Origin of the sequence: Microcoleus sp. S36a_B3 (assembly GCF_036700745.1) — a bacterium.
Classification (GTDB): Bacteria; Cyanobacteriota; Cyanobacteriia; order Cyanobacteriales; family Microcoleaceae; genus Microcoleus.
In genome coordinates this window covers 26158-52903 of record NZ_JAUBPN010000014.1, presented here as the reverse complement: position 1 = coordinate 52903, position 26746 = coordinate 26158, and the positions used below count along the sequence as shown (strand labels likewise).

Annotated in this window: 22 protein-coding genes; 13 read left to right on the top strand and 9 right to left on the bottom strand. The window is 46.8% G+C overall.

Annotation, left to right across the window (positions count from 1 at the left end; genetic code table 11):
* The first annotated feature begins 38 nt into the window (after positions 1 to 38).
* Positions 39 to 620, top strand: coding sequence for a 2'-5' RNA ligase family protein (locus QUA01_RS16465; protein ID WP_333091019.1), 582 nt, complete (start codon positions 39 to 41; stop codon positions 618 to 620).
* Positions 621 to 757: 137 nt separating this feature from the next.
* On the opposite strand, the gene QUA01_RS16460 is transcribed toward QUA01_RS16465, so the two are convergent.
* On the bottom strand, positions 758 to 1459 hold the full coding sequence (locus QUA01_RS16460; RefSeq protein ID WP_333091017.1) for a ComF family protein: 702 nt from the start codon (positions 1457 to 1459) through the stop codon (positions 758 to 760).
* A gap of 74 nt (positions 1460 to 1533) precedes the next feature.
* On the opposite strand from QUA01_RS16460, the gene QUA01_RS16455 reads away from it, so the two are divergent.
* Positions 1534 to 3984: a putative PEP-binding protein gene (locus QUA01_RS16455; protein WP_333091016.1), complete on the top strand. Its 2451-nt coding sequence runs from the start codon at positions 1534 to 1536 to the stop codon at positions 3982 to 3984.
* Between the two features lie 493 nt (positions 3985 to 4477).
* Positions 4478 to 4924, top strand: coding sequence for a hypothetical protein (locus QUA01_RS16450; protein ID WP_333091015.1), 447 nt, complete (start codon positions 4478 to 4480; stop codon positions 4922 to 4924).
* A gap of 291 nt (positions 4925 to 5215) precedes the next feature.
* On the opposite strand, the gene QUA01_RS16445 is transcribed toward QUA01_RS16450, so the two are convergent.
* The gene (locus QUA01_RS16445; protein WP_194067161.1) at positions 5216 to 5431 is read right to left on the bottom strand and encodes a hypothetical protein; all 216 of its coding nucleotides are present in this window, start codon (positions 5429 to 5431) and stop codon (positions 5216 to 5218) included.
* Positions 5432 to 5749: 318 nt separating this feature from the next.
* Here QUA01_RS16445 and egtC point away from each other — a divergent pair, with 318 nt between their 5' ends.
* From egtC to egtD, 4 genes are all read left to right on the top strand, one after another.
* Complete coding sequence (gene egtC / locus QUA01_RS16440; RefSeq protein WP_333091014.1) at positions 5750 to 6538, top strand: ergothioneine biosynthesis protein EgtC; 789 nt, start codon at positions 5750 to 5752, stop codon at positions 6536 to 6538.
* Entirely contained in the window at positions 6510 to 7829 is a 1320-nt protein-coding gene (gene egtB / locus QUA01_RS16435) for an ergothioneine biosynthesis protein EgtB (protein ID WP_333091011.1), read from the top strand. Before egtC ends, egtB begins: the two co-directional genes overlap by 29 nt.
* Positions 7775 to 8038 carry a hypothetical protein gene (locus QUA01_RS16430; RefSeq protein WP_333091170.1) on the top strand — a complete coding sequence of 88 codons (264 nt, stop codon included), beginning with the start codon at positions 7775 to 7777 and terminating at the stop codon, positions 8036 to 8038. The genes egtB and QUA01_RS16430 overlap by 55 nt, the downstream gene beginning before the upstream one ends.
* Before the next feature lie 423 nt (positions 8039 to 8461).
* Entirely contained in the window at positions 8462 to 9505 is a 1044-nt protein-coding gene (gene egtD, locus QUA01_RS16425) for an L-histidine N(alpha)-methyltransferase (protein ID WP_333091010.1), read from the top strand.
* A 370-nt stretch (positions 9506 to 9875) separates the two neighbouring features.
* Here egtD and QUA01_RS16420 read toward each other — a convergent pair whose 3' ends face one another.
* Both QUA01_RS16420 and QUA01_RS16415 read right to left on the bottom strand, forming a co-directional pair.
* Entirely contained in the window at positions 9876 to 10487 is a 612-nt protein-coding gene (locus QUA01_RS16420; protein WP_333091008.1) for a hypothetical protein, read from the bottom strand.
* Between the two features lie 630 nt (positions 10488 to 11117).
* The gene (locus QUA01_RS16415; protein ID WP_333091006.1) at positions 11118 to 12800 is read right to left on the bottom strand and encodes a tetratricopeptide repeat protein; all 1683 of its coding nucleotides are present in this window, start codon (positions 12798 to 12800) and stop codon (positions 11118 to 11120) included.
* A 256-nt stretch (positions 12801 to 13056) separates the two neighbouring features.
* Here QUA01_RS16415 and QUA01_RS16410 point away from each other — a divergent pair, with 256 nt between their 5' ends.
* The 4 genes from QUA01_RS16410 (at position 13057) to QUA01_RS16395 (ending at position 18035) form a co-directional block, all read left to right on the top strand.
* Positions 13057 to 14700, top strand: coding sequence for an RluA family pseudouridine synthase (locus tag QUA01_RS16410; protein ID WP_333091004.1), 1644 nt, complete (start codon positions 13057 to 13059; stop codon positions 14698 to 14700).
* 74 nt (positions 14701 to 14774) lie between these two features.
* Positions 14775 to 15338, top strand: a complete 564-nt coding sequence (locus QUA01_RS16405; protein ID WP_333091002.1) for a Uma2 family endonuclease — start codon at positions 14775 to 14777, stop codon at positions 15336 to 15338.
* Between the two features lie 331 nt (positions 15339 to 15669).
* Positions 15670 to 16788 (top strand): alkene reductase, encoded by a 1119-nt coding sequence (locus QUA01_RS16400; protein ID WP_333091001.1) that lies wholly within the window; start codon positions 15670 to 15672, stop codon positions 16786 to 16788.
* A gap of 242 nt (positions 16789 to 17030) precedes the next feature.
* A complete protein-coding gene (locus tag QUA01_RS16395) occupies positions 17031 to 18035 on the top strand; it encodes a protochlorophyllide reductase (RefSeq protein WP_333090999.1) in 1005 nt (334 codons plus the stop codon).
* Between the two features lie 233 nt (positions 18036 to 18268).
* On the opposite strand, the gene QUA01_RS16390 is transcribed toward QUA01_RS16395, so the two are convergent.
* Positions 18269 to 18445, bottom strand: coding sequence for a hypothetical protein (locus QUA01_RS16390; RefSeq protein ID WP_333090997.1), 177 nt, complete (start codon positions 18443 to 18445; stop codon positions 18269 to 18271).
* A 48-nt stretch (positions 18446 to 18493) separates the two neighbouring features.
* On the opposite strand from QUA01_RS16390, the gene QUA01_RS16385 reads away from it, so the two are divergent.
* On the top strand, positions 18494 to 20623 hold the full coding sequence (locus tag QUA01_RS16385; protein ID WP_333090995.1) for a ShlB/FhaC/HecB family hemolysin secretion/activation protein: 2130 nt from the start codon (positions 18494 to 18496) through the stop codon (positions 20621 to 20623).
* An 80-nt stretch (positions 20624 to 20703) separates the two neighbouring features.
* Here the strand turns inward: QUA01_RS16385 and QUA01_RS16380 are convergent, their stop codons facing one another.
* The 4 genes from QUA01_RS16380 to QUA01_RS16365 all read right to left on the bottom strand — a co-directional run bounded on the left by QUA01_RS16380 (position 20704) and on the right by QUA01_RS16365 (position 23427).
* Positions 20704 to 21933: a DNA methyltransferase gene (locus QUA01_RS16380; RefSeq protein ID WP_333090993.1), complete on the bottom strand. Its 1230-nt coding sequence runs from the start codon at positions 21931 to 21933 to the stop codon at positions 20704 to 20706.
* Positions 21930 to 22724, bottom strand: a complete 795-nt coding sequence (locus QUA01_RS16375) for a hypothetical protein (protein WP_333090991.1) — start codon at positions 22722 to 22724, stop codon at positions 21930 to 21932. The genes QUA01_RS16380 and QUA01_RS16375 overlap by 4 nt, the downstream gene beginning before the upstream one ends.
* Before the next feature lie 113 nt (positions 22725 to 22837).
* Positions 22838 to 23176 carry a DUF433 domain-containing protein gene (locus QUA01_RS16370; RefSeq protein WP_333090989.1) on the bottom strand — a complete coding sequence of 113 codons (339 nt, stop codon included), beginning with the start codon at positions 23174 to 23176 and terminating at the stop codon, positions 22838 to 22840.
* A 14-nt stretch (positions 23177 to 23190) separates the two neighbouring features.
* Entirely contained in the window at positions 23191 to 23427 is a 237-nt protein-coding gene (locus tag QUA01_RS16365) for a hypothetical protein (RefSeq protein WP_333090988.1), read from the bottom strand.
* Positions 23428 to 23802: 375 nt separating this feature from the next.
* Between QUA01_RS16365 and QUA01_RS16360 the strand changes: the two genes are divergently transcribed.
* A complete protein-coding gene (locus tag QUA01_RS16360) occupies positions 23803 to 26730 on the top strand; it encodes an S-layer family protein (RefSeq protein ID WP_333090986.1) in 2928 nt (975 codons plus the stop codon).
* Positions 26731 to 26746 lie beyond the last annotated feature (16 nt).

Sequence of the window (26746 nt, the reverse complement as noted above, 5' to 3'; positions counted from 1 at the left end):
CGTACTCAGCCACTCCTTCCTTACTGCGATGCTACCCTATGAACCAGTCAAAACAGCGATTTTTTATTGCTCTAGTGCCGCCCCCGGAAATTCAACAGCAGATTACTGAGATTAAACAGTATTTTGCCGAACACTACAACAGCCGCAGTGCCTTGAAGTCACCGCCCCACATCACCCTGCAACCTCCTTTTGAATGGCCAGCGGCGGAATTTCCGAAATTAGAGGAAAGCTTAAAAAAATTTTCCGCACACCGGCTGTCAATTCCCGTTAGCCTATGCGGTTTTGCCGCTTTCGCGCCCCGCGTCATTTACGTGGATGTTGTCAAATCCCCCGAATTGCTAGAAATTCAAACAGATTTGATCAGTTATATTGAGGCGAATTTGGGAATTGTCCCTCCAGTTGCTCAGAATCGCCCATTTGTACCGCACATGACAGTAGGGTTTCGCGATTTAACCAAGGAGAATTTTCAAGCTGCTTGGTTGGAATTCTCAGGGCGCCAACTCCACTTTGAGTTTACCGCTGCAGCATTAACATTGCTGCTGCACGACAGCAGCCGCTGGAACATCAGCAAACAGTTCCCGCTTAATATCGAACCCGCAACAAATTTAAATCAATCGTAAAAACTCTTCCTTCTCTACTCTTCCTTCTCTACTCTTTCTTCGCGCCGCTTCGCGTCTTCGCGGTTAGTTATTCCAAAAAAACGTGATAAACTCTCGACATCGGAATGCAATTTAGATGCGGAAAACCTGTTTAAAATTCAACGTAAAACAGGTGGCAAACTGCTCTTATTGGGACTTGCCAGAGCCACAGTTCCGTAAACCAAAATTCCCGACTCTCGCAATATTTTAATAGCCGATTTAACCGTAGTGCCGCTAGTATAAATATCATCAACTAACAGCACTCGATCGCGCGGGCGGCGGCGGCGAAAATCTTTCCCCAAAATCAAAGCATCTTTCATTTCAGCTTTTCGCTGCTGTGGTGTTAGAGCAAATAAAGGTTGAGTATTTTTCACCCGATCCAAACCGTGGCGCTGCAAAGGTAAACCAGTCAGCTCGCAAAAACTTTCCGCCAAAAGTTCCGCCTGGTTAAAACCCCGCTGCTTGACCTTTTCTTTGTGCATGGGAATTGGTACAACGGTTAGATTGTCAATAGCTAATTCGGGAAAACTCAGCCAAGCTTCGGCCAGCCAGCCGCCGAGAGGTTTCGCTAATTGGGGATTTCCCTCATATTTCAAAGCTGCGATCGCCCGTTTCAGAGTCCCGCCGTACTCGCCCCACACAAAAACCCGCTCCCGATCATCCCAAAATCGAGCGGGATCTGCTAACTGACATCGCTGAAGTTGTTTGTGACAGTACGCACAAAACTCCTCGGTCGCAGGTCGCTGACAAAGAGGACAGTTAGACTTAAGAAATAGATTAAGTAAAGATTTGACTAATCCCGTCCATTTTCGGTTGTTCATCCTAAAATTGTGGTAATTGATTAATCGGAAAAACTATCAAAATTCAATCTGTTTCTAAGGACAGGCTCGCTCGCGTGACAAACCTCTACCGGCTAGACAAAATTCAACCTTCAGACCGAGATGCAGTGGGAGAAAAAGCATTTTACTTGAGCTGTTTGCTCGCTCAAAATCATCCCGTTGTACCGGGTTTTGTCGTGCCGGCTCAAACATTTTGGCAGTTTGTAGAGTCGATCGACTGGCTAGAACCGCTATTTGCTGACTGGCCCCACTCTTCCCTGCACCTGAATGTTGACGATCCCAGACAACTGCAATCGATCGCCCGCAGCATCCGCCACCAAATCCTCGCCAGCAAACTGCCAGATTCACTGCCCTCCACCCTAGAGTCTGCTGTTTCTCAACTCAACTCAAACTCCAAAACCTTAATTTTTCGCCCTTCCCTGACTTCCTGGCACCCGAAAACAGCCGGAATCCTGGAAGATCCGGCAGTACGCGCACAACCAGAAGCCATTGAAGCCGGACTCAAACGAGCTTGGGCAGAACTGTTCAGAGCCCGAAGTCTATTTTACTGGCAGCGGTGCGGCATGAGGATACAGCAAATCAATCCTGTAGTTTTGGTGCAGCCTCTCGGGCGAGCGATCGCCGCGGGCGAAGTGAAAATTAAGGCCGGTGCAGCATGGGAAATCCAAGCCACCTGCGGTTTGGGAATGTCCCTCCCCAGGGGAGAAACCATCCCCGACTACTATCAAGTGCAGCCAGAAACAGGCGCAGTTAAATTCCAGCGGCTAGGTTACAAAACATTAGCCTACGACCTCAAAGCCGACGGAGAAAAACCGCTCGCCCAACAGCAGCTAGGCAATTTTTCCGCTTTCCCAATTCCCGATTCTCCATTTCTAATTTCTGATTGTGCTGACAGTTGCGTGGAAGTGTTGGCGCTGGAAGAGAAAGCACAAACTGAATATGTTTTAGAAGAATCGCAACTACAAAAAATTATTAAAGCCAGCAAACAAATAATAGCTGAATATGAGTCTGATTTAATCTTAGATTGGACGATCGAACAGACAGAAAACAGCGGCGAAACGCAGTTGTATTTCACTCAGATTCGTTTTTTGCCAGGGGAAAAAGTCACGCCGAAACGGGGTGTGGCGATCGCCCCGGCGAGAACTCCTGCGATACTCAGAGGTTTGGCCGCCGCCTCGGGAAAAGCCGAAGCAATTGCCCAAGTTATCACTAATTCCCACCCAGAAAACGCTCAATTCTTGGCTGGAGGCATTTTGGTAGCCCGGACAATCGAGCCGCACTGGCTGCCTTGGCTGAAAGTTGCTGCGGGGGTAGTTGCCGAAGAAGGAGGCATGACAGGCCACGGCGCGATTTTAGCTAGAGAGTTGGGGATTCCTGCCGTTGTGGGAGTTGCAGGGGCGACTCGGACGATCGCCTCGGGGGATTCGGTGTTGGTAGATGGCGATAGCGGAGAAGTTTTTAGTACCGCCCCAGATTCGGCGACTGACACAGCAGAAAGCAGCCGACTTGAGGAAACAGCAAACAATCCAGATATATACAGTACGGCAGCAAAAATGTCAATAGCCAACCACCAATTTTCTGCATCGGAGCGATCGTCCAATCCCGGTCTTCAATCTCGACTGGTACAATCTCCCGAATCTGCTTGGGGCGCGCCAACGGCGACTCAACTGCTAGTTAATGTCAGCCAAACAAGTTCGATCGAGCGCCTCAAAAATCTACCAATAGATGGCATCGGATTGCTGCGATCGGAATTGATGGCATTGGAAGCTTTGGACTGTCAAAACCCCAAAGTTTTGCTGCAAAACGGCCGCCAATCGGAATTTGTCGATCGCATGGCGGATTGCCTCAGTTTATTTGCAGCAGCCGTTGCGCCGCGGCCGATATTTTATCGCTCTCTCGATTTGCGCGAATCGGGAGCCATCGGCAGTTTTAGTTATACCTTTGAACCCGAGTTATTTGATTGGGAACTGTGCGTGCTTCAAAAAGTCTGCGATTGGGGCCATACAAATATCAATTTAATTTTGCCTTTCGTGCGCTCTGTTGACGAATTTGTTTACTGCCGCGAGCGATTAGAAAAAAATTGGCAAAACCGACCAAACGAATTTGAAATGTGGATTATGGCGGAAGTTCCCTCGGTATTATTTTTATTGCCAGATTATGTAAAAGCCGGAGTTCAAGGAATTTCCATCGGCAGCAACGATTTAACTCAATTTCTATTAGGCATTCACCGCAACTCGGAACAGTTAGCAGGTGGTTTTAGCGGGCGCGATCGAGCAGTAATGAAGGCGATCGAACAATTAATTCAACAGGCCAGGGCTGCGGGCATTCCTTGCTCGATCTGCGGCGACGCGACCGCACTGTATCCTGAGATAGTTGAATCCTTGGTGCGGTGGGGGATTTCGTCTATTTCCGTCAATGTCGATGCTGCAGAACAAACTTGCAGGGCGATCGCCCGGGCCGAACAGCGCTTGATTCTAGAAGCCGCTCGATCGATCGTTAATAATTGATATCAATTCCGGTTGCACTCCTCCAGAATTTTTGACTGTTGACTGTTGACTGTTGATTGTTGACTGTTGATTGTTGATTGTTGACTGTTGATTGTGAATCGAACAACTGGAAATTGCACCGAGATAGGTGGCGACTTGTAAAAAATATTCATGAATTGCCCTCTAATTTATCATTTCGATGCAGCCGAAAACGATAGGAGATAAGCTGTTGCGGTAAATCAACATTGCGTGTCAAAAATGACTGAGATTGCTTGTGAGACTTTGCTCCAGCCTTGTTTAAATTATTTTGGATATTTCAGCCTAATGTAAGTATTCGGATGTTAGCGTATTGGGTATTAACGATTTTATCAACCAAATTTTTTGACAGACATATTGCCCTCAACCGCAAATTTTGTCCGGGCTGCCGAGTTTGGGAACCTAAGTCCTCAATAAAAAAATGGATTTTCAAGTTAGGATAGAAATATGATCAACACCTTACTCGGAGCAACAAACAATGAAATCAAAAATCATTGCAACCGCAGCAATTCTTGCCGCCCTCGGCTGTCTGCATCCCCATCCTGCATTATCTCAACCGGCAACTAGCGGCGGCCCACAACCCGGATTTTGGCAGCCGAGGGCGCAGGTTGACACTACTCGGAACATTACCCTGAGACTGTTAAATGAAACCGGATTAAACCTAGAATACGGTGAATCAGGTGTTCGTTTATCATCCTTACCCGTCGGAGCCAGCAAAAACATCACGGTTAGCGTCAGCAGCCGCACGGCCGACATTGCCAATATTCCGATTAATGTCAAAGGAGGAACCACAACTTTGAAATACGACTACAGCGTAGATTCTAAGACAAATCTTGTGACGGTTCGGATCACTACATCTGATGGTCGGAGTAGGCAAGATCGGTCAGTTTATATTGATGAAAAAGGCAGAATTTACTCTTTCTAAAACCGACGGCGATCGACCCGGTTTTTCCTGATAAATCTTGGTTTTAGCAGGAAAGTATCCGGGAAGAAATCGGGTTTCTGGACTCGATCGCATAAATTATATATGTTTCAAAAAGTCTGAATCAAGTGCAGCCGATCGAAAGTCGATTTTTTTGTGCAGCGGATTTAACATTGCATACTCTTAATTTTACTGTCTGCGTGCGCTCTAGCGGCGGGGGCGATCGCACCTGACTCAAAGGGTTTGCCGCACCGACAAACCCTTTGTAATAGATCGGATAGTTACTGCTGTTTCTTAGTCGATCGAGATCGACTGAGGCCCAGTGCTTTTGTTAGTCGCTTCGGTTGCGGGAGGAGTGTAGGAAGTCGAACCTGCTTGTTCGTCAATCCAGCTTCTGACGGGATCTTCGTGAAGGTTGAGTCGAAGCAGGCCCGAGAAAAATCCGCCCGCAAAGGCGATCGGCTGTTGCATCAATTCTTTGGCCACTGGGATGAGTTCGTCGAGGAACATTCAAGGTCTCCTTGTGCTGCTGGGGTTCTACCTTTACTGTACCGTTTGTACTGCGATGCTGGCAGCGGGCTAAGCTGTTGCTCCTATAGATTGTGTATGAGATTGTGTAGGGCGATTGAGGGGGAGAAGGGCCCTTCGGCTTCGCTCAGGATCAAGAGGGGGAGAGGATTTGACGATTTTTGATTGTCATCAAAATATACAGTTTAAATGCACAACAGCTTACCAAAAACCCAGTTCCCGGCGCTGGTACAAGACGGGCGATCGGGCAATTTTTGGCCGAATGATTTAGAATACTAATCAATTTGCTGTAAAAATTATATGTGCCGTTTGCTTGGCTACCTCGGGGAGCCGATTTTACTCGATTCTATTCTTTACAAGCCGGAACATTCCCTAATTGTGCAGAGTTACGAGCCCCGCGAAATGACTTCAGGCGTGGTTAATGCTGACGGTTTTGGCATCGGTTGGTATCACCCGCACCTAGAGACTGACCCGTTTACCTATAAAAACATACAGCCAATTTGGAGCGACCTCAATCTACCGAGTATCAGTCGATACGTTGAATCCGGCTGCGCGATCGGATACGTTCGCAGCGCAACTTCGGGACAATCTGTAGATTTGAGCAACTGTCAGCCGTTTGGGTACGATCGCCTGCTGTTCGTACACAACGGCTTCGTGAAAAAATTTCGCCAAACTCTGTACAGACCAATTCGCGATCGCCTGTGCGATACCGTTTATCAATCAATTAACGGTACTACAGATTCAGAACACATCTTCGGCTTATTTGTCAATGAATTGACCGACCAAAGTCTGACCCTACAAGCAGCTTTGCAAAACTCCTTAAAAATCTTGGCAGACTTAGCAAAAGTTCAGCAAACAGAATTTTCAGCTAACATCATTATCAGCGACGGACACCAGCTCGTTGCCTCTCGCTTTGCTTCCCAAAAAGCCGCTCCTTCCCTTTATTGGGTGCGGGACGATCTAAACTTTCCAAATTCGGTCATCATTGCTTCAGAGCCTTTATTTGCTGGCAATTGGCACGAGTGTCCAGAAGACAGCATTATCAGTACGGGAGTAGACGGTGATATCCAAATCTATCCAATCTTGTAGAGAGGCAATTTATCGTGATTTGCAGCAGTGTCGGCGCGGCACTTTTAAATTATTTGCAGACATAGATTGCGATACTTTCTGCCGCCTTGCTCATCCAGATTTCAGTCCGGTTGGCTGGCATTTAGGTCACATTGCTTATACTGAAGATTTGTGGCTGTTGCAGCGATGTGCTCTTTTGAAGCCAGTTTTTCCTGAGTATCACCAACTGTTTGCTGCGGATGTTTTGCCGAAAAAACAGCGGGTTTTTCTGCCAGCGTTACCAGAAGTTAAATTGTATCTGGATGCGGTGAGAAAAAAGGTGTTAGATTATTTGGAAATAGCGCCGATCGAGGAGCAAGAACGTCTCTGGCGGTTTATGATTCAGCACGAAAGCCAGCACTGCGAAACCGTGGCTTTTGTGTTGCAAATGCAAAGGAAGGAAGGAAGGCGCGACAGGGATTTGGACGCGGATACACGGATTAATTATCCGCAAGGGGGAAGAAGGCAGAGGGAAGAAAGAATATTAATGCCCGATTCCCGATGCCCGATGCCCGATGCCCCATGTCCAATTCCCAATTCAGAAATTGAAATTCCGGGCGGGGAATTTTATATGGGAAGCGATGCTGCTGAGGCTTTGGATAACGAGCGATCGCGCCACTTGTGTTATTTAGAAGCATACGCGATCGATCGCTATCCCGTCACTTGCGGTCAATACCGAGATTTTATGGCATCCGGCGGCTATCAAAACCCTGATTGGTGGTCAGTAGAGGGGTGGAAATGGCTCAAAGTTCATTTAGTCGATCGCCCGCTTTACTGGTCAGAAAATCCAGCGTTAAACAACCATCCAGTTTGTGGCGTAAGTTGGTACGAAGCCGAAGCCTACTGCAACTTTGCCGGCAAGCGTTTACCATCAGAAGCCGAATGGGAGAAAGCAGCGAGTTGGGATGCAGCAAATCAAACAAATCGCACCTATCCTTGGGGAGAAGCACCGCCAAATGCCAGCCTGTGCAATCACGGGAATAATCTTGCAAACACATCGCCAGTTGATGCTTTTCCAAAAGGAGCGAGTGCGACAGGCTGCTGCGATATGTTGGGGAATGTTTGGGAGTGGACTGCTTCCACATTTGACGCTTATCCAGGATTTGAAAGTTATCCTTACAAGGGATATTCTCAAGTTTATTTTGATGGAGAACACCGAGTTTTGAAAGGCGGGAGTTGGGCGACTTTTCCTCAAGCAATGCGATCGAGTTTTCGGAATTGGTACTATCCGGGCGTGCGGCAAATTATCGCTGGTTTTCGCTGCGCCAAGTAGTTGGTCATGCAATTATAGCCTTTTTCATAAAGATGAGGTATTATGCGGCATTGGCCAAACAGGCCAAACAGGCCAAACAGGCCAAACAGGGCAAACAGGCCAAACAGGGCAAACAGGCCAAACAGGGCATTGCAACCAACAAACAACAAACAACAAACAACAAACAACAAACAACAAACAACAAACAACAAATAACAAACAACAAATAACAAACAACAAACAACAAATAACAAATAACAACAGTCAAGAGTTAACAGTTAACTTACTATTCCGATACTAACGGATTTGAGATGAGGACTTGAGTCTCGATGGAAGTCAAAGGAATTTAGTTTTGACTGCGAACTTATCGGGCTTATTTTACGGATAGATATAAACTGAGTGAGAGTGAATTCGGAACGATATTTTTTGAGCTAAACTTCCAATTTCTTTCAAATCTAAAAAGATCCAGTAACAAACTTTTATAAAATATTTTCTAATTATAGTAGAGATTTTTTAAGTTTTGACTTGGGGAGCGATCGCCATTTAGTGAGAAAATATAAAACCGAGAGCGACATAAAAAATCAGGCTTAAGCCTGATTTTTGGCAACACTACCCTGTGCTATAACCACTGGTGCATCCTATATTTTAACTTTATGAAATCCCCAAGACTGTCGGAGACGGCAAAGCAAGCCTCAACAAAGGAAAATCGCCTGCATTTAGAGCGACTGGTGAGCGCGACAGCACCCACACCCGCAGAAATCAACGCAGGTAGCGAAGTCGTTAGCGGGTTGACTCAAAACCCTAAAACCCTGCCTCCCAAGTATTTCTACGACGATCGCGGATCGAAGCTGTTCGAGTTGATTTGTCAGTTGCCAGAATACTACGTGACACGCACGGAGACGGCAATTTTGCAAGAGTGTGCAGGGGCGATCGCCCGTTTGACGGGCCCGTGCGAAATCGTCGAACTCGGTAGCGGCAGTTCCACCAAAACTCGGATTCTCCTCGATGCTTACAACCAACTGCAATATCCCCTGCACTATTTGCCGATCGACATCAGTCCGACTATCCTAGAAAGCAGCGCTTGTCAACTGCTAACAGATTATCCGTCCCTCCAGATTCACGGACTTGTCAGCACTTACGAACTAGCCCTAGCTAAAATTGCACCGTCACCGTTGCCAACCCGAATGATTTGCTTTCTAGGCAGTACCCTCGGCAATTTAAACCATCAAGAATGCGATGTATTTTTCTCGCAAATTGTCGGTGCATTGCAGCCAGGAGAATATTTTTTATTGGGAATTGACCTAGACAAATCTAAAGATATTTTAGAGCCGGCCTACGATGACAATCAAGGAGTGACAGCAGCCTTTAACTTAAATATGCTGCGACATTTAAATCGCAAGTATGAAGGAAATTTTGATTTAGCGCAGTTCGAGCATTGGGCATTTTACAATCAAGAAGAATGTCAAATTGAAATGCACTTGAGAAGTATGAAAGCGCAAACCGCGAACTTGCGCGCTCTCAATTTAACGGTAGAATTTGCCGCTGGAGAAACTATCCGCAGCGAAATTTCTCGTAAGTTTAATCTGAATACGGTAAAGAAAGAACTTTCTGAGCGCGGTTTAAAGTCGGTGCAAGTTTGGACAGATCCAAAACAGTGGTTTGGTTTGATGCTTTGTCAGTTGACAGTTGACAGTTGACTGTGGGCAGTTGTCATTAGTTAGTGCGAGGGAAAGAAACCGGGTTTCTACGATTTTTGACAACCGGAACGAGAAATATCGCAATAAACCCGGTTTCTGAAATGGTAAGTGCATCCATTAACTTCTGAATTATTACTTTAGGGTTCGCGTATGAGATCCACAAACTAAAGCTGTGTCTACTACGCCCCCTACTTATCAACTATCAACTATAGCAATCCTAAATCATTTGTGAATTTCTTATTCCCTCCCCTTGGTAAGGGGAGAGTTGGGGTGGGGTAAAAAGTTTACGACTCATTTAGGATTGCCCTATCAACTATCAACTATCAACTGACAACTGTCAACTGACAACTGACAACTGACAACTGACTAATTAACAAATCGGCCGCTGCCCGGGTTTGACTGCGTGAATGTACTCGCTGCCCGATGTCGGCCATCCCCGCTTGTAATAGGCTTCCTCCGGCTTCCCCCAGCCCAACTGCAACAAAATTTCGAGAAAATCCAACTTTTCCCACTTCGAGAGACTGGCCCATTCTGTGCGCTGAGCTAGAGCCTCTACATCCACCGGCTCGATCGATCGAAAATCCTTCCCGCTGTTAATACTCAAATACAAATCCATCCCCGCAGTTACCTGCTGCCAAAATTCTAACATCGCAATCTTAGCTGCTGTCAGAGTAATCAAATCAACCGGTAAAGCTATCAACTCATCATCCACCGCCGGATAGCGCAGAGTATTGCCTTTAACCGCCATTTCCCGCCAGACAATCCCAGAAACTTGATGTTCCCGCTGGTATTCGTGCACCGCAGCCTTAAAATTTTGATAAGCAGTAAACTTTTGAACGCCCTCAGATTTGAGAAAACGATCGATCACCGGATTCCCTGTAGCAGGAGTTTCAGTCAAGTTGAGACGTCGCCCGTGCAAGCAGGCTTGGCGCTCTTCTTCGAGGATTTTAATGAGTTGGGCCGTGCTGTAGACGTTAGACATCTTTATTCAAGCAAAATCAATACATTTGCTGGTTTGGCTGATTCGATCGGCTAATTTTTACTAAAGATTCTTTTTTTTGTGAACAATATCACTTTTGCCGCTATTGTAACCCACATTCTGCAGATGTGGCTGAGCTTACTGGTATTTTTAAGCAATCAAAACTATGAAAATTTTCCTAACCTAATTTTTTTAGGTTTGATTTTTGCTTTTCGTGAAAATAACTATAATGTAGAAAAACTTAAGTTATTTTGTTTGAATTAGTTTGATATCGCGTGCGATCGATTAACTTCAACAAGATTCGATCGCGCGTGCGGGCTGGAGTCCGCAACATAAGAGGGGACTCGCATTCCGCACTACCAACTATTTTTGTTATGGTAATCGACCGGAGATGATATTATGCAGTAATGCAAGTGTAATTAATTCTGCACGCCTTAATATGCACAGTCCATTTAAAACTTTTATGGCGAAGTCTAAGGCTCTAAAATTGACTGGCTTTTTCCAATGTTTATGGATTTTAAAAGCATTTTGAATCTTATACAAAGATATTTTTGCTGTTAAAAATTCCTGAGTTTGTTTTCACAGATAATTGCACGTCTCCCTTGCTTTTTCCTGCTTGTTTCAACATCTCCATTACCATTTTCCTGTGATTGCGTCCTTCAGCCTTAATTCTTCTCGACTGACTAGAGCTTCGTAATAATCGGGTTTGATTTCTAGGGCGACTCCGTAAGAGTTCATGGCGTCTTGAGTCCGCTGCAATTTTTGCAAAACGTCGCCCCGCTGTGCCCAAGCTTCCCAGTTGTCCGGCTTGAGTTGAATCACTTGGTCAAATGCGACGAGCGATTCGGAATAGCGCTGCATTTTCCCTAGCAGCAAACCTCGCTGCACCCAGCCTTGATAGCTATCGGGCCAGATAGTAATTGCTCGATCGTAGGATGCTAGAGCTTGTTCGTATTGCTGCAAAGTTGATAGAGCGTGGCCGCGTTTCAACCAAGCTTCAAAATTGTCGGGCACGATTTTAATTACGCGGTTGTAAGCTGCGACTGCTTCTTCGTAACGCTGCAATTTTTCCAGGGCCGCGCCTTGCTGCAATCCTACTTTTGATGTGATTTCTGTTTCTGAACTCAAAGAAATTACTTTGTCATAACAGGCGATCGCTTCTTCGTACTGCTGCAAGTTTTCTAGAGCTTCGCCTCGGAAATTCCAAGCTTCTAGAAAATTCCCTTCTATTTGTAGGGCATTGCTGTAAGCGATTATCGCATCTTTGTAGCGTTCCAATTCTGCTAGGGCGATGCCTCTACCCAGCCAAGCTTCGGGGAAGTTTGGATTAATTTGAATTGCTCTGTCAAAAGCAGCGATCGCCTCTTCATAATCTCTCGATTCTGACAGGGTTTGACCGCGCCCGATCCATACTTCTGGATAAAAAGAATTAATTTCAATTGCGCGATCGAAACAAGCAATTGCGCCATCGCGCCACTGGTGTTTGAGCGCCATTCCTTTATAAAACCAAGCTTCGCAATCGTTGGGTTGCAGTTGCAGCACGCGATCGTAAGCTGTGACTGCTTCTCCGTATTTGTGCAGTTTTGCTGAAGCAATACCCCGATTGAACCAAGCCAGACTGTTTTGTGGTTGTAGTTGAATGGTGCGATCGTAAGAAGTTACAGCTTCGGCGTAGCGCTCGGCCTTCATCAGAGCCAAACCTCGGTTCAGCCAAGCTTCTGCATTAGTCGAGACGAGTTTGAGCGATCGCTCGTAGGCCGCCACGGCTTCAGCGTAGCGCTCTGCTTGCAGCAATACGTTGCCTTGCCGGCACCACATCGCGGGCAAATTTGGGTGAATTTGGGTGGCTTTTTTGTAACAGCTTGCTGCTTTATCCCACTCCTGCAATTCCTCTAAAACTCTGCCTTGCTGGTACCAAGCTTCGTGCTTTTCTGGATTGATTTCAATTGCTTTGTCGAAAGCCGCGATCGCTTCTGAGTAATTCTGTAAATTTAACTGTGCGCTCCCGCGCAGCATCCAAGCCCAATATTCTTCTGGATTAATTGCTATAGCTCGATCGCAACAGGCCACTGTTTCTGCGTAGGAGTGCAGTTGCTTGTAAGCTTTGCCCAGATTCAGCCACGCCCGGGCCCAGTCCGGCTTAATTTGCACCGCTTTTCCATAGCAAATGATCGCCGCTTCGTACCTTCCCGATGCGTACAATCTATTGCCCCGATCGTAATCTGGAAATGCTGCCACAATTCTTAAAATCGGTGGCAGTAGAGCTGGTTGGGGGTTTGACGAGTTTTCCGTGGCTGAAGTCGAGAGGTCTGGCATACGCCTTACATATAAAAAATTTAGTGGGTTGACAAGCTTGCGGTCTTATATATTAACTTATGCTGTTCTTAACTCGCTGCGGTTTTGAAACCAATTTAGCATATCAGGTCTTCTGCCACAAATTATATTTACTTGAGAGCAACTTAAATCTATATGTATAAAATTATGCACAGTTCCCGCTTTCAGTATTCGGCTGTAAAATGCCGTCGGGAAACAAACAAATATCTCGTCATCCTGATTTCAAAATAAATTTCATATGCTAACTGTACACAGACTTTTAGATTTTGCGGACTGCTTTACCGATCGCAATTCAAGGTCGATCGACCTTTCCTGCAATTATTGGTACCAAGGTAATTGTCCTCAAAGCGGCGAACTGCTGAGACTGCCCCGCACTCGAATGTCAGAGGAGCTCGCCAGGGGTTTAATGCAGTACCTTGCTGCGGACGCTTCCTACGATCGCGAGGGCAAGATGTACGGCATATTGCTGGTAGAGATGGCTTCGGGGGAACAGGGGATACTCAAAGCATTTTCCGGGCTGCTGAACGGTTGCAGCGTTGTTGAGGGCTGGGTGCCGCCGATTCCGGGACGATCGCGAGTTCAAGGAGAGGAAGCGCGCGCCTTAACTCAATTAGAAGCGATGAAACAGGAACTGATTGCACTGAATCAACTGCCGCAGCGACAAGAGTATCAAGCTTTATTGAGCGAGTTTGAATTGCAATTGCAATTATTGAACGAACAGCACCGAAACTGCAAGCAACAGCGAGAACAAAAACGCCAATTACTGTCTCAAACTCTCGCAGCAGAAGCACTCTCAATTGCTCTCGAACAATTGAATCAAGCCAGCCGTTTGGAGAAAATTGAACGCAGGCAATTGAAACGGCGGCGGGATGAAACATTGCAGCCGCTAAAACTCTTAATTGAAGCTGCCGATGAGCGGATGCGGGCGCTGAAAAAGCAGCGAAAAGAGCTTTCCCGCGAACTTCAGGCGCAGATGCACGCGGCCTATACGCTGGTGAATTTTTTGGGTAAATCGCGATCGCTCTTGCAATTGATGCCTGCCGGTGCTATTCCCACGGGAACGGGCGATTGTTGCGCGCCAAAATTGCTGCACTATGCTGCTGCAAATAATTTAAAACCCCTAGCAATGGCAGAATTTTGGTGGGGGCCGAGTTCTGGAGATAAGATTCAAGGGGAATTTTATGGTGCTTGTGGCGATCGGTGTCAGCCGCTGATGGGTTTTTTGCTTTCTGGATTGGGTCAAAACAAATCAAAATTACCGATTATTTATCAAGACGACTGGTTAATTGCTGTCAACAAGCCCGCCGGATTGCTATCAGTTCCCGGTCGATATTTCGATACTCAAGATAGCGTTCAAAGCCGCTTGCAAAACTATTTTTACGATGATTTGAATTTGAAGAATGTTCACCGATTGGATTTAGAAACATCGGGTATTTTGCTCCTGGCTCGCGACAAAGAAATCCACAGCCAATTGAGCGGCCAATTTGCTAACAAACAAGTTCGCAAAGTTTATGAAGCGGTGCTTTCTGGGACTGTAAAAATTGATGCCGGGACGATCGAACTTCCACTTTGGGGCGATCCCGAAAATCGCCCTTGCCAACAAGTTAATTGGGAGTGCGGAAAGCCCAGCGTTACTGGCTTTCAGGTAATGGCGAGGGAGGGAAATCATACTCGCGTCGAGTTTTTGCCGCTGACGGGGCGCACGCATCAGTTGCGGGTTCATGCAGCGGATGTCGGAGGGTTGGGAATACCGATTTTGGGCGATCGACTTTACGGATGTCGGGCACAGGCGAGTCGATTGCACTTACACGCGCGGGAACTTTGCTTTGAGCACCCGCAGTCGGGAGAATGGCTGCACTTACAGGCGGCGACTCCATTTTGAGCACGCGGGCGATCGATATCTGTAGAATTATAAGCATAGGAATCTCAACTCGCCTCTGTTCAGGAAACCTTAAAATGGTACAGACTCCCACTAAAAACTTTACCCTAGAAGAGTTTCTGCAACTGCCGGAGACGGAACCCGCCAGCGAATACATTAATGGACGGATCGTCCAAAAACCAATGCCACAAGGAGAACACAGTGCACTTCAGACTGAATTGTCCCCTGCAATCAACTCGGTTGTAAGATCCAAGAAGATTGCACGAGCTTTCTGTGAACTCCGCTGCACTTTTGGCGGGCGATCGATCGTACCCGATGTTTCGGTATTCCTGTGGAACAGGATTCCTCGCAAGGAAAATGGTGAAGTGGCTAATGTTTTTGCAATTGCGCCAGATTGGACGATCGAAATTCTTTCGCCCGACCAAAGCCAAACTAAAGTAACGAAAAATATTCTGCATTGCTTGAGGCACGGAACGCAGATGGGTTGGCTGATTGACCCATCTGAGCAATGTGTATTTGTTTATTTGCGCGATCGACCAACAGCATTTTATGATGAAGCCGATGTACTGTTACCAGTGCCAGAATTTGCCCGAGAATTCAACCTTACAGTTAAAGGTTTATTTAATTGGCTGTTAGAGTAACTAAAAATTTGGCAGTATTAAATAACTAATATAACTGGTTTCCAGGAAGAACCTGGGAAACGATATCACTCTTGCTCTGCCTCGCTTGAAAAAATCGAAAATGGAGGCAGAGCCTCCGGATCTGCATTACCAGGCAGAGCCTGGTAACGAGTAAATAACATTGGATCTGTGCGGACTTAAGTCCGCAAAGTTCTGCAAGATTGGATCGCGCGTGCGGACACGATATAGAGATATGCTGACAAAGATTTGTTCGCAAGTCCTGTTTGAGTTATCTTGAGAAGCGATCGAACTCAAATTTTTCAGATTCTTCAGTTGAGTAAATATCAAAATTATGACCGCTAAAACAACCTCTCCACTCCTGCTCAGTTCCTTCAAAATCGGAGATTTACCCTTAAAAAATCGGGTAGTCATGGCACCCCTGACGCGGAGCAGAGCCGGTGAATCGCGGATGCCCAACGCCTTGATGGCAGAATATTACACTCAGCGAGCCTCCGCTGGTTTAATCATTACAGAAGCTACGGTGGTTTCTACTCAAGCTAACGGTTGGCTGAATACGCCCGGTATTTATTCAGACGAGCAAGCCGAAGCTTGGAAGCAAGTTGTAACTGCGGTTCATGGCCGCGAAACACCGATTTTCATGCAGCTTTGGCACTGCGGGCGGGCTTCCCACAGCAGTTTTCACGAAAACAATCAATTGCCAGTTGCAGCATCTGCCGTCAAAATCAACGGAGAAGGCATTCATACTCCTGCGGGAAAACAACCCTACCAAACCCCCCGCGCTCTAGAAACCGATGAAATCTCGCTGGTTGTAGAAGATTATCGCAAGGCGGCGGAACGGGCAAAAATGGCAGGTTTTGACGGTGTAGAAATTCACGCGGCAAACGGCTATCTCATTGACACATTTCTGCAAACCAGAACCAATCACCGCACTGATTCCTATGGTGGGACAGTCGAAAATCGCTACCGTTTTCTTAAGGAAATTGTAGAGGCGATTATCACAGTATTTCCGGCAAACAGAGTGGGAGTTAGACTTTCTCCCAATGGTGTTTACAATGATATGGGTTCTCCAGAATATCGAGAAGATTTTCTGTATTTCGCAGGGCAGTTAAATGCCTATGATTTAGCTTACCTTCACTTGGTGGACGGTCTGGCATTTGGCTTTCACGAATTGGGAACGCCGATGATGATAGGAGAGTTTCGCGATGTGTTTGCCGGGCCGCTGATTGGCAACTGCGGATACACTCAAGAACAGGCTGAAACGGCTTTGAGCAGCAAAGTTGCGGATTTAATTGCTTTTGGTCGCGATTTTATCAGCAATCCAGATTTGGTAGAGCGTTTCGCTAATGGTTGGCCGCTCAATCCGCCTGCAGAAGTTGGGGTGTGGTATTCTTTTGGGCCTGAAGGTTATATCGATTTCCCGACTTATCAGGAATCTCAAGCTATTTCCTGATGAGGTTTGATCGTTCGGACTTTAGTCCGCATCAAAATTAGCGGACTAAAGTTTTCACTACAAACCTGTGCTTTTGAATGTAGGAAAATGTGCTCCGGTGTCGATCGCCCATCGTCCAAGTTGAGATCGAGAACGTTTGGGCCTATCCTATTAAACTGAAGGCATCTCAAAACATCCGAGCTACTAGCTCAGGCTGAGAGTGTCCAAAAATAATCAATAGCGATCGAAGTATTTTTAAGAAAATGGCACAAAATCACAAGTCAACAGTTATCATCACCGGCGCATCCTCCGGCGTCGGCTTGTACGGCGCGAAAGCCCTTGCAGACAAAGGATGGCACGTAGTCATGGCCTGTCGCGACGTGCGGAAAGCCGGAGACGCAGCCCAAGAGTTGGGCATACCTCAAGGCAGTTTCTCCATTATGCAGATTGACTTGGGAGATTTGGAGAGCGTGCGCCGATTTGCTAGGGAATTCAAGGCCAGCGGCAGGCCTCTCGATGCTTTGGTGTGCAACGCGGCAATTTATATGCCTTTGATTAAGGAACCGCTGCGGACTCAGGAGGGTTACGAGTTGACGATGACTACGAATCACCTCGGTCATTTCCTGCTGTGCAACTTGATGATGGAAAATATGAAGCCTTCGTATTATTCCGATGCGAGAATCGTGATTTTGGGAACCGTGACTCACAATCCAGACGAGTTGGGCGGGAAGATTCCGCCGCGCCCGGATTTGGGAAATTTTGAGGGCTTTGAAGCGGGTTTCAAAGACCCGGTTTCGATGGCTGACGGTAAGAAGTTTGAACCGGTCAAGGCTTATAAAGATAGCAAAGTTTGCAACGTGCTGACGATGCGGGAATTGCACCGCCGCTTTCACGAATCGACGGGGATTAATTTCACTTCGCTATATCCCGGATGCGTTGCGGATACGCCGCTGTTCCGCAATCACTATCCTTTGTTTCAGAAGCTGTTCCCGCTGTTTCAGAAGAATATTACCGGGGGTTATGTGTCGCAGGAGTTGGCTGGGGAAAGGCTGGCGATGGTGGTTGCAGATCCCGAATACAAGCAATCTGGCGCTTATTGGAGTTGGGGAAATCGTCAGAAAAAAGATGGCAAATCTTTTGTGCAGAAGGTTTCTCCGCAGGCGCGGGATGATGAGAAAGGCGAGCGGATGTGGGAGTTGAGCGCTCGGTTGGTGGGTTTGACTGACGGGGCTCCAATGGGTGCTGCTAGTGCTGGTCGATCGGCATAATATTGTGTCTGCACTGCTAACCGGCTCAGGTCGTTTGCACTACAAACTGTTTGTGTCAGCGACTTGACATGATGTAGTTGATAGTTTGTGCACCACAATCTCAGAAACCGGGTTTTTTACTTTGTCTGCGGGCTGTGACGAAGTGAACGTATGAAAAACCCGGTTTTTTGCTATTGGTACGATCGCCCCATCAACCTCAAAGCACTGGTTGGGCGATCGAATAAATCGATTTTTTATACCGTTGGCGATCGAATGTCGAGATATTGTTGCGGATCAGCATCCGGTTGATGTGTAAGTTTTGGGGGACGAACACCGGAGCGATTTTTGGGTTTTTGGCCGTTGCGAAACTTTTGGTGGCGAAGGTTGTTGGCTTTTTTGCGGTTAAGATTAATTTTAAGTTTAGGGTGCACGGGTTCCTGAAAAGATTTTCACCCAATTATTCGAGATAATTAGATCCTATGGCTTGTCGATCGCAAAAACTTTTTTTAATCGCTGGAATTTTTGGCTTAGTTTGGTTGGGAAAACCAGCGAAAACATCGGCTAGCAATGTTGCAATTTTTACCTCCAATGTTGAGGATTTGACCGCAGTCAGTAGCGATCGCGATCGACACGAGCGAAGCACTTATAATAATCTTGACACTCGCGAAGACTTGCTCGCCCCAGCATCAGAGCGATCGGCTTTGCCACCAATTATACCTGCAGGAACTCCAGATTTACAGTCAGAAGTTGCCAATTGGGCCGATCGCACCTCGATCGCCAAAACTCAAGAAACGGCGCTTTCTAACTCAGGTAAACCGCTAGAAGAAAGTATTAGCGCCCAAAAAACGGGTTTGGAGGGCGATCGAGATTCGCAACTAATTTCAAATCCGGTGACATCGGAATTAGAACCGAGTCCTGTCGCGATCGCGAGTACAGACAATTCTGATAACAATATCAGCCAACTGCCCAACCCAATTCAACCGAGAGAGCCGGAATTTCCCTCACCAATTACCCCCGAACCGCCTCCACCCTCTCCCCTCCAGCCAACCCCAGCAACACCTGTTCCCGGCGACACCAGACCGGGGATTCCGGGTACAATTCGGGTGGAGCGCTTTGAATTTGAGGGCAACACGGCTTTTAGCGATCGCGAACTGGCAGAAGTTACGCAGCAATTTGCGGGGCGCGAAATCACCTTTGCTGAACTGATCGCAGCCGAAGCAGCCGTCACTCAAAAATACGTAGCAGCCGGATACATCAATTCCGGGGCTGTAATTCCCGCCAACCAAAGCTTTCCCAGGGAAGGAGGCGTGGTAAAAATTCGGATTGTAGAAGGCGGGTTAGATGAAATTGTGATTACTGGAAACAGACGCTTGAATTCAAGTTACGTGCGATCGCGCCTCGAACGCGCCACCAGAAGGCCGCTCAATCGCGATCGGCTGCTGGAAGCCTTGCAAATGCTGCAACTCGACCCCTTAATTGCCAATATTTCCGCCGAATTGCAAGCCGGAAGCCGCCCGGAAAACAGCCGATTGGAAGTGCGGATTAAAGAAGCAGACAGCCTCAGCGGCGAAGTGTTCGCAGACAACAACCGATCGCCCAGCGTCGGCAGTTTTCGGCGCGGCGTGCGCGTCAATCAAGCAAATTTGCTGGGTTTGGGCGACGGATTGGAGGTATCCTACGCTAACACCGACGGTAGCAATGAATTTAACGGTAGCTACACAGTTCCCGTCAACGCGCGCAACGGCACAATTCGGTTTGCTGCGGGTGCTGCGAGCACCAACGTGATCGAGGAACCCTTTGCTGCGGCAGAAATTGAGGGTAAATCGCGCACTTACGAGTTAACTTACCGCCAGCCGATTGTCGAAAAGCCCGATCGCACTTTAGCTTTGGGAGTAAGTTTATCGCGCCAAGAAAGCGATACATTCCTGTTGGGGGAACCATTTGCGCTGTCGGCGGGAGCAAACGATCGCGGGGAAACGCGGGTTTCGGCGGTGCGGTTTTTTCAAGAATACGTGCAGCGAAATACCAGTCAAGTGTTCGCAGCGCGATCGCAGTTTTCTGTCGGTACCAATTTTTTGGGCGCTACTGCGAACGATAGCGGCCCTGATAGTCGCTTTTTGTCGTGGCGTGGACAAGCTCAGTATGTGCGGCTGTTAGCGCCGGAAACCTTGCTGATAGTGCGTTCCGATATTCAATTAGCCGATCGCCCGCTGCTTTCTCTGGAACAAATCGGGATCGGCGGTGTTCAAAGCGTGCGCGGATACCGCCAAGATTTACTGTTAACTGATAGCGGTGCGATCGCCAGTGCGGAAGTGCGAATCCCGGTTTGGCGGGTGCCGCAAGTCAAAGGATTGTTACAAGTGGCTCCGTTTGTCGATTTTGGGGTAGGCTGGAACCATTCGGGGGAAAAAGCGAATCCTGAGTCTGACACGCTGTTGGGTGCGGGTTTGGGGCTGGTTTGGCAGATGGGCGATCGGTTGAATGTGCGTCTCGACTATGGTATTCCTTTGATAAATGCTCGATCGGGCGATTCCCTACGGGATAGCTCCGCTTCACGAACTTTCCAAGAAAAAGGCTTATACTTTCGGATTAATTACTTTGCTTTCTAAATTGTCGGTTGGGTTGAGCCGCCGCAAAAAATCGTTGCTTCCCACAGGTAACTTTGATACCGTCTGCTCCAACGCGATGGTTAACCTGTGGACCAGATTGCAGAAACACAGTATTCATACAAAGCCTTGTTACAGTTCCGTTTTCTGACAATTTCAGAATGAATTTTGGAGTAGCCAAGAATTCTCATGGAATCAGAAAATAAGGCTGCCGTATCAACCATATTACCAAAAAAAGTTGAATTACCAACAATATAATGGAGTTCAGCTCCATCTTCTAAAATGGATCTGATTGAACTAAAATGCAAGTGCATATCATGAAAGTATTTTAAGACGTAAATCGATAAAAGATTTGCATTTTTCCCGTCAGACATCCTTATATTTTTTACAGTTGAGAAGATACTTTCTGGTAAATCTTCTTCTTGTATCGTCCAAGAATTGAGCCGACTTGTTGCAATTCCCCAAGTTCCACCAACAGCTAACCAATCTAGTTCACCTGCTTCCTTGGCTTCATTTATAAATTTTGTCCAATACATATAAGGACGAAGTTCACGAATATAACTAACTCGATTTGGATAAGGCGGCGAAGTTATAACCTTATTTATCTTGATATTGCCGACACTGATTATATTTCGAGAATCCACCTTCAGGACTCTAGCATTACCCATAATATTCTTCTCGGCAGATCTAAGTACAAAGTCAAGTATAACTAAAAAAAATCCTTCAATATATTCAATTTCATGATGAGTTACAGTGTCATTAAATGACATTGAAATATGATTAAAAGCTGCCGATGAAGTTTCGATTATCAAACGACAGAAGGCGATCCAAACAACACTATATTCATCGTTCTCTTCAGGTTCTCCAAATTGCTCCACTAAGGCGGTTCGCAGGGCGGCAAGAACATTGAGCGTATAGCCAGACCACCACCGCTCAATGTTGAATATTTGTGGTGTCCAGTTATCTTGCTCTAATTGACTCTTATACTCTTTCAAAGCCTGCCATACTTTTTCACGAATATCTAGTAGGCAGTCTTCAGCATAATTTCGGTATTTAGCATTTCCAAGCCAAATCAGAAATGGGTTGATGTCAAATGAATAAGCTTTGTACCCTAGTTCAGCAGCAACAAGCCCTGTTGTAGCTGTACCAGAAAAAGGATCAAGAATAATCGCTTCGGTATTAGACGAAGACAAAAGTTTTTCAACAAGCTTCACGCCATATGCTGGTGTAAGACGAAGCCATCCGTGTCTTCCAAGACTACGATTAGCTTTAAAAGTATAGTCAGATCGTTGTTGGACAGTATATCTCATCATTCTGCCCTCAGTAGAATTTCTAAAGTGCTGTAAACTTCGCTTTTGATTACCTCAGAATTCCTATGAAAAAAATCTGCTAAGTCATATCCCAAAACTTCTTTGGAAAAAGCAAATAGCGAAGTTTGATTATTCCCTGATGTCGTGCCAATGATTATTCCTCCACGACTATTTCGGTAGCGCAACACCAAATCGGTATCAATCTGAGAAGAAAAAATTGCAAAAACTGGAAGGTAGCCGTTTGCCCAAGCAACGGCAATATTGTCTATGTCAGCATTCTGTCTCTTGCTATCTTTACTTTTATATCCTTGTCGAACTTCAAACACTGCTCCGTTCAAGGGTGCAGGTACACTGAGAGAAATACTATAGTCTGCTATCCACTGAATAACTCTTGCTTTGACTTCAATATTCCGAATTTGGCTAAGTTCCAGCCGCGCATCTAATGACAAAGTTTTATTCTTATCATTTTTGGTTTTTGTAATGTAAGACCACAGGGCGTAATTTGGATCATCATATTGTGTCTGGTCAATGATTATCTGCCTGAATAGATTTTCACAGCCTTTTCCAATCTGTCGGTAAACCGAAGTCATCCCCCCAGCAGCTTTGTGAGCTGCATACATCAAATCTGAGTCAAGACCAATCCATGAATAGAATGGGTCTGCTCCATAGATTGACAAGAACCGCATCAGATCTATCCCTTCTTCTCTATTACCTAGACCGAATTTGGGCTTATATCGTCTGCATACCTTTATAGGATCTAAAAATTTTTTGAGGTAAAGGCTCTCATCGGTCACGGCAAATCTTACGTTTTTTACTTTAACCAGCAAAGTATAGCGTGGTATGGCGTTAATTTTGCCCTATACATCAAGAACGATCGTATTATCGAAGTTTTCATCAGCAAGAAATTTTAACATGGTTCTTGCGGTGTTCTGCGGGCAAGCAGGCGATCGCGCAAGCCTTGTGGGTCGAATTTTGCTTGATTCATAGCGCGAATCTCTTGAGATTGCTGCCGTCGCTGTTGCAAGTACGCTTCTACTTCCGATTCGTGGTTGAGATAGAAGGCGATCGTGGCATAAACGTCAGCTAGATTCAGAGATGGATAACGATAAACAGTTTCCTCTGCGGTCGCGCCCTGCTGAAAGACAGCGATTACAGTATCTAATGTAACGCGAGTTTTTCCAATGAGAATCACACCATCTTCATTTGCATTTAAAGGAGCCGGTTCAGCTACGATTGTCAGTGTCATAAGCATATTCAAATTCAATATCCCAATAGTAGCAAATCCACCCGTCGCGCTTCCAAGATTGCAGCCACCTCCTCATCTGTCGGTGCGGGTTGGTCTGTCTTTAGCAAGCCTCGCATCCGCTGAATCGCACCAGAACGATCGACCCCGGTAACTCGCCGATCTTGTAAGGACTCAATGATGGCACCCACTAACGCAAGGCGATCGCTCGGTGGCAGTTTGAAAACGTGTTCCTTGACTTCTTGTAGTAACATAGACGGCTCCTAAGATTGAAGGTGTCTACCGTCTAGTATGAACGATTGCGTTTTCCATGACCAGCTTGATTCCCTCCATGACAGCTTCGTAAGAGCAATCACACCACTAAGCACCCTACAAGTTGGCATATTTCCTGTGGTTTCGGTAACTTGGGCGACAAGTTTTCATTGTCTTCTCGATCTTTGCCAAATATTAGCCTACGGCTGCGGAGCTGGCAAATTTGTCAGTTATCATTAACGCTGACTGTCAATTTTTATTAAGTGGCGGCCTCGCTACTTGGGTCGCGAACACTGGGGCGATCGCACTGATATAATCCAAATATCTAATTATGATAGAAGCGGAAACCATATTATTTATATAACAGGATTTAAGCTATGTCTCGCCTGTCTTCCGGCCTACTGTTTGCTTTCCTGTTGCTATTTCCCTCGAAAACCTTCGCCCAAATCATTCCCGACGGCACTTTGGGCCCGGAAAGTTCGCGCCTTGTCCCCGATACTATCAACAACTTACAATCAGATATAATCACTGGCGGCGCAACTCGCGGCTCTAGCTTGTTTCACAGTTTCGGCGAATTGAACATCAAAGAAGGGCGGGGAGCTTATTTTGCCAATCCCAGCGGAATTGCTAACATTTTTACCCGCATCACGGGCGGTAACTCCTCAAATATTTTAGGAACTTTGGGAGTTTTAGGCAATGCTAATTTATTTTTAATTAACCCCAAAGGCATTGTCTTCGGGCCAAATGCGCGGTTAGATTTGCGCGGTTCGTTTGTAGGTTCAACGGCTGACAGTGTTGTGTTTGATAACGGCTTTGAATTCAGCAGCACCAACCCGCAAACATCACCGCTATTAACAGTTAATATTCCCATTGGCTTAAGATTTAGAGACAATCCCGGTACAATTGTCAATCAATCGACGGCGACGGGAAAGAGCAACCTGCCAGCATCTCCCCTGCCAATTCCGATTACTAATCGAGTTGGTTTAGCCGTAGACCCAGGTCAAACTTTAGCACTGATTGGCGGTGACATCCAAATTCCAGGCGGCAATTTAACCGCCAATGGCGGACAAATTTTGCTCGGTAGCGCAGCCAGTCCCGGTTTAGTTAATTTGGCACTGACATCGGGCCCGCAGCAGGGGAGTTTAAGTTTAAATTATGACAAGATTCAGAACTTCGGCAATATTCAAATATCCGATGGAACGCTCATAAATACCAGTGGCATCGGTGGCGGCAGAATAGAGTTAAAAGGTGGCAATATCACCCTCGACGCTGCGCGATTTTATGCGATTACACTGGGCAATATTGATGGTAGAGGTATCGATATCGATGCCCAAAAATTGCGATCGCAAAACGGCACGCAATTTTCTACTTTGACTCTAGGAGATGGTGCCGGAGGTAATATCAACTTGCGCGCTGCTGATTCAATAGAAATGAGCGGGCTGGGAGTTGATGCCTTTCAACAGGTCGCAATTACATACCTGGTATCGGGAACCACAGACCCGTTCGATCCGCTATTTACGCTGTTTAATGCTAGTGCTGGTGCTGGTGCTGGGGGGAGTATTACCTTCGACACCGGACGCTTGCTATTCAACAATGGGGTACTCGGTAGCGGGATAACTTTTGGTAGTGGAAGGGGCGGCAATTTGATTGTTCGCGCCAATACTTTTGAGATGGTGGGTTCTGGAGTCAATAACGGGACGGCGAAAGAAAGTACCGGCGCGGGAGGAAGCATTACTGTTGATGTCAGTCGATTAATTATGCGCGACGGTTCTCTTCTGGGTACTACGAGTTACAGCAGCGGCCCGTCTGGGAGTATTAATGTTAAAGCTGCTGAATCAATCGAATTGTCTAACCGCGGCCCGAGAACAGTTGTGTCAACTGGAATTAGCACACTAACTATCGGTTCTACCGGCCCTGCGGGGAATATTAATGTTGAGACGAAGCGGTTGAGTCTCTCTGACGGTTCTGCGTTTACATTAGGAACGGGTGTTTTAGTTGGCAGGTTTTTGTTTTCTCAGGATGGCGGGCCTGCTGGAAATTTAACAGTTAGGGCTACTGAATCAGTAGAAATTTCAGGTATTTCTCAAGTTTTGACTAGCGGAATTCAGAATGCTAGCGCGCTGACTTCTGGAACTTTGAGTTCTAGTCGGGGCGGGGATATTCGTGTTGATACGCCCAGCCTCATTGTGCGGGATGGGGGGATAGTTTCTACGAGTTCTTTGGGTAGGGGAGATGTGGGGAATATTACTGTGAATGCCGATCGCATTCAAGTCAGTGGCAGCGGCAATAACGGTTTGTTTGTCAGTACGATAGATGCTTCGGTTGGCAAGACATTCGGTACTAATCCCGATGCTACAGCAAATGCTGGTTCGTTGAATCTGACGGCGCGCGATCGACTAACTGTCGCAAATGGAGCTACCATCACGGTGCAGGCTACGGGAACCGGACGCGCTGGTAATATCAATATTGTCGCAAAGTCGATCGCCCTCGACAACAAAGCGAGAATAGACGGCACGACAGTATCGGGTACGGGTGCAAATATTAACCTGCAAGCGCAAGACATCCAATTGCGCCGCAACAGTCAAATTACCACCGATGCGGGCAATTCTGACGGCGGCAACATCAACATCAACAGCGGCATTCTTGTCGCCCTCCCCCAAGACAACAGCGACATCACCGCTAACGCCCGCACAGCAGCCGGCGGGCGCGTCAGCGTCAATGTCCCCAGTGTTTTTGGCTTTAGTGCAGTTACTCGCGAACAAGTCAGAAGCAGGTTGAATCTGGATGACGCTCAATTTGCCGATTTGCAAGTAAGTCCTACTTCCCTACTTGAGAGTAGCGACATCGCCGCGATTTCCCAAAGTGGGGGCCCGGCTTTGCAAGGGGCGGTAACATTCGGCGCCTCTGGGGTGAATCCCGCTCAAGGTTTAGTGGAACTGCCGCAAAATTTGGTCGATCGGGCGGCATTAATTGCTGCAAATCCCTGTCTCGAAGGGGGCGAAAATGAGTTTACAGTCACCGGCAAAGGAGGAGTGCCACCGAGTCCTAACGATGTTCTCAACAGCGAATCTGCACCGTTTCAGTGGGTGGAAGAAGGAACTTCGGCAGCGAATTATGGAACGGATTTAAGGGATGTTACGGATAGAAGTTCGAGGGAAGAAACGGAAAAAAAAGCTGAGGAAGTTGTTCCGGCGCGCGGTTGGGTGATGAATGGGAAAGGGGAAGTTACGCTGGTGGCTGCGGAAGTTGCGGGTCAATTTCCACAGCGCACGAGGCATCCTGTTTCGGTTTGTCAGTCCCGATGACCTGAAAATAGCTGAT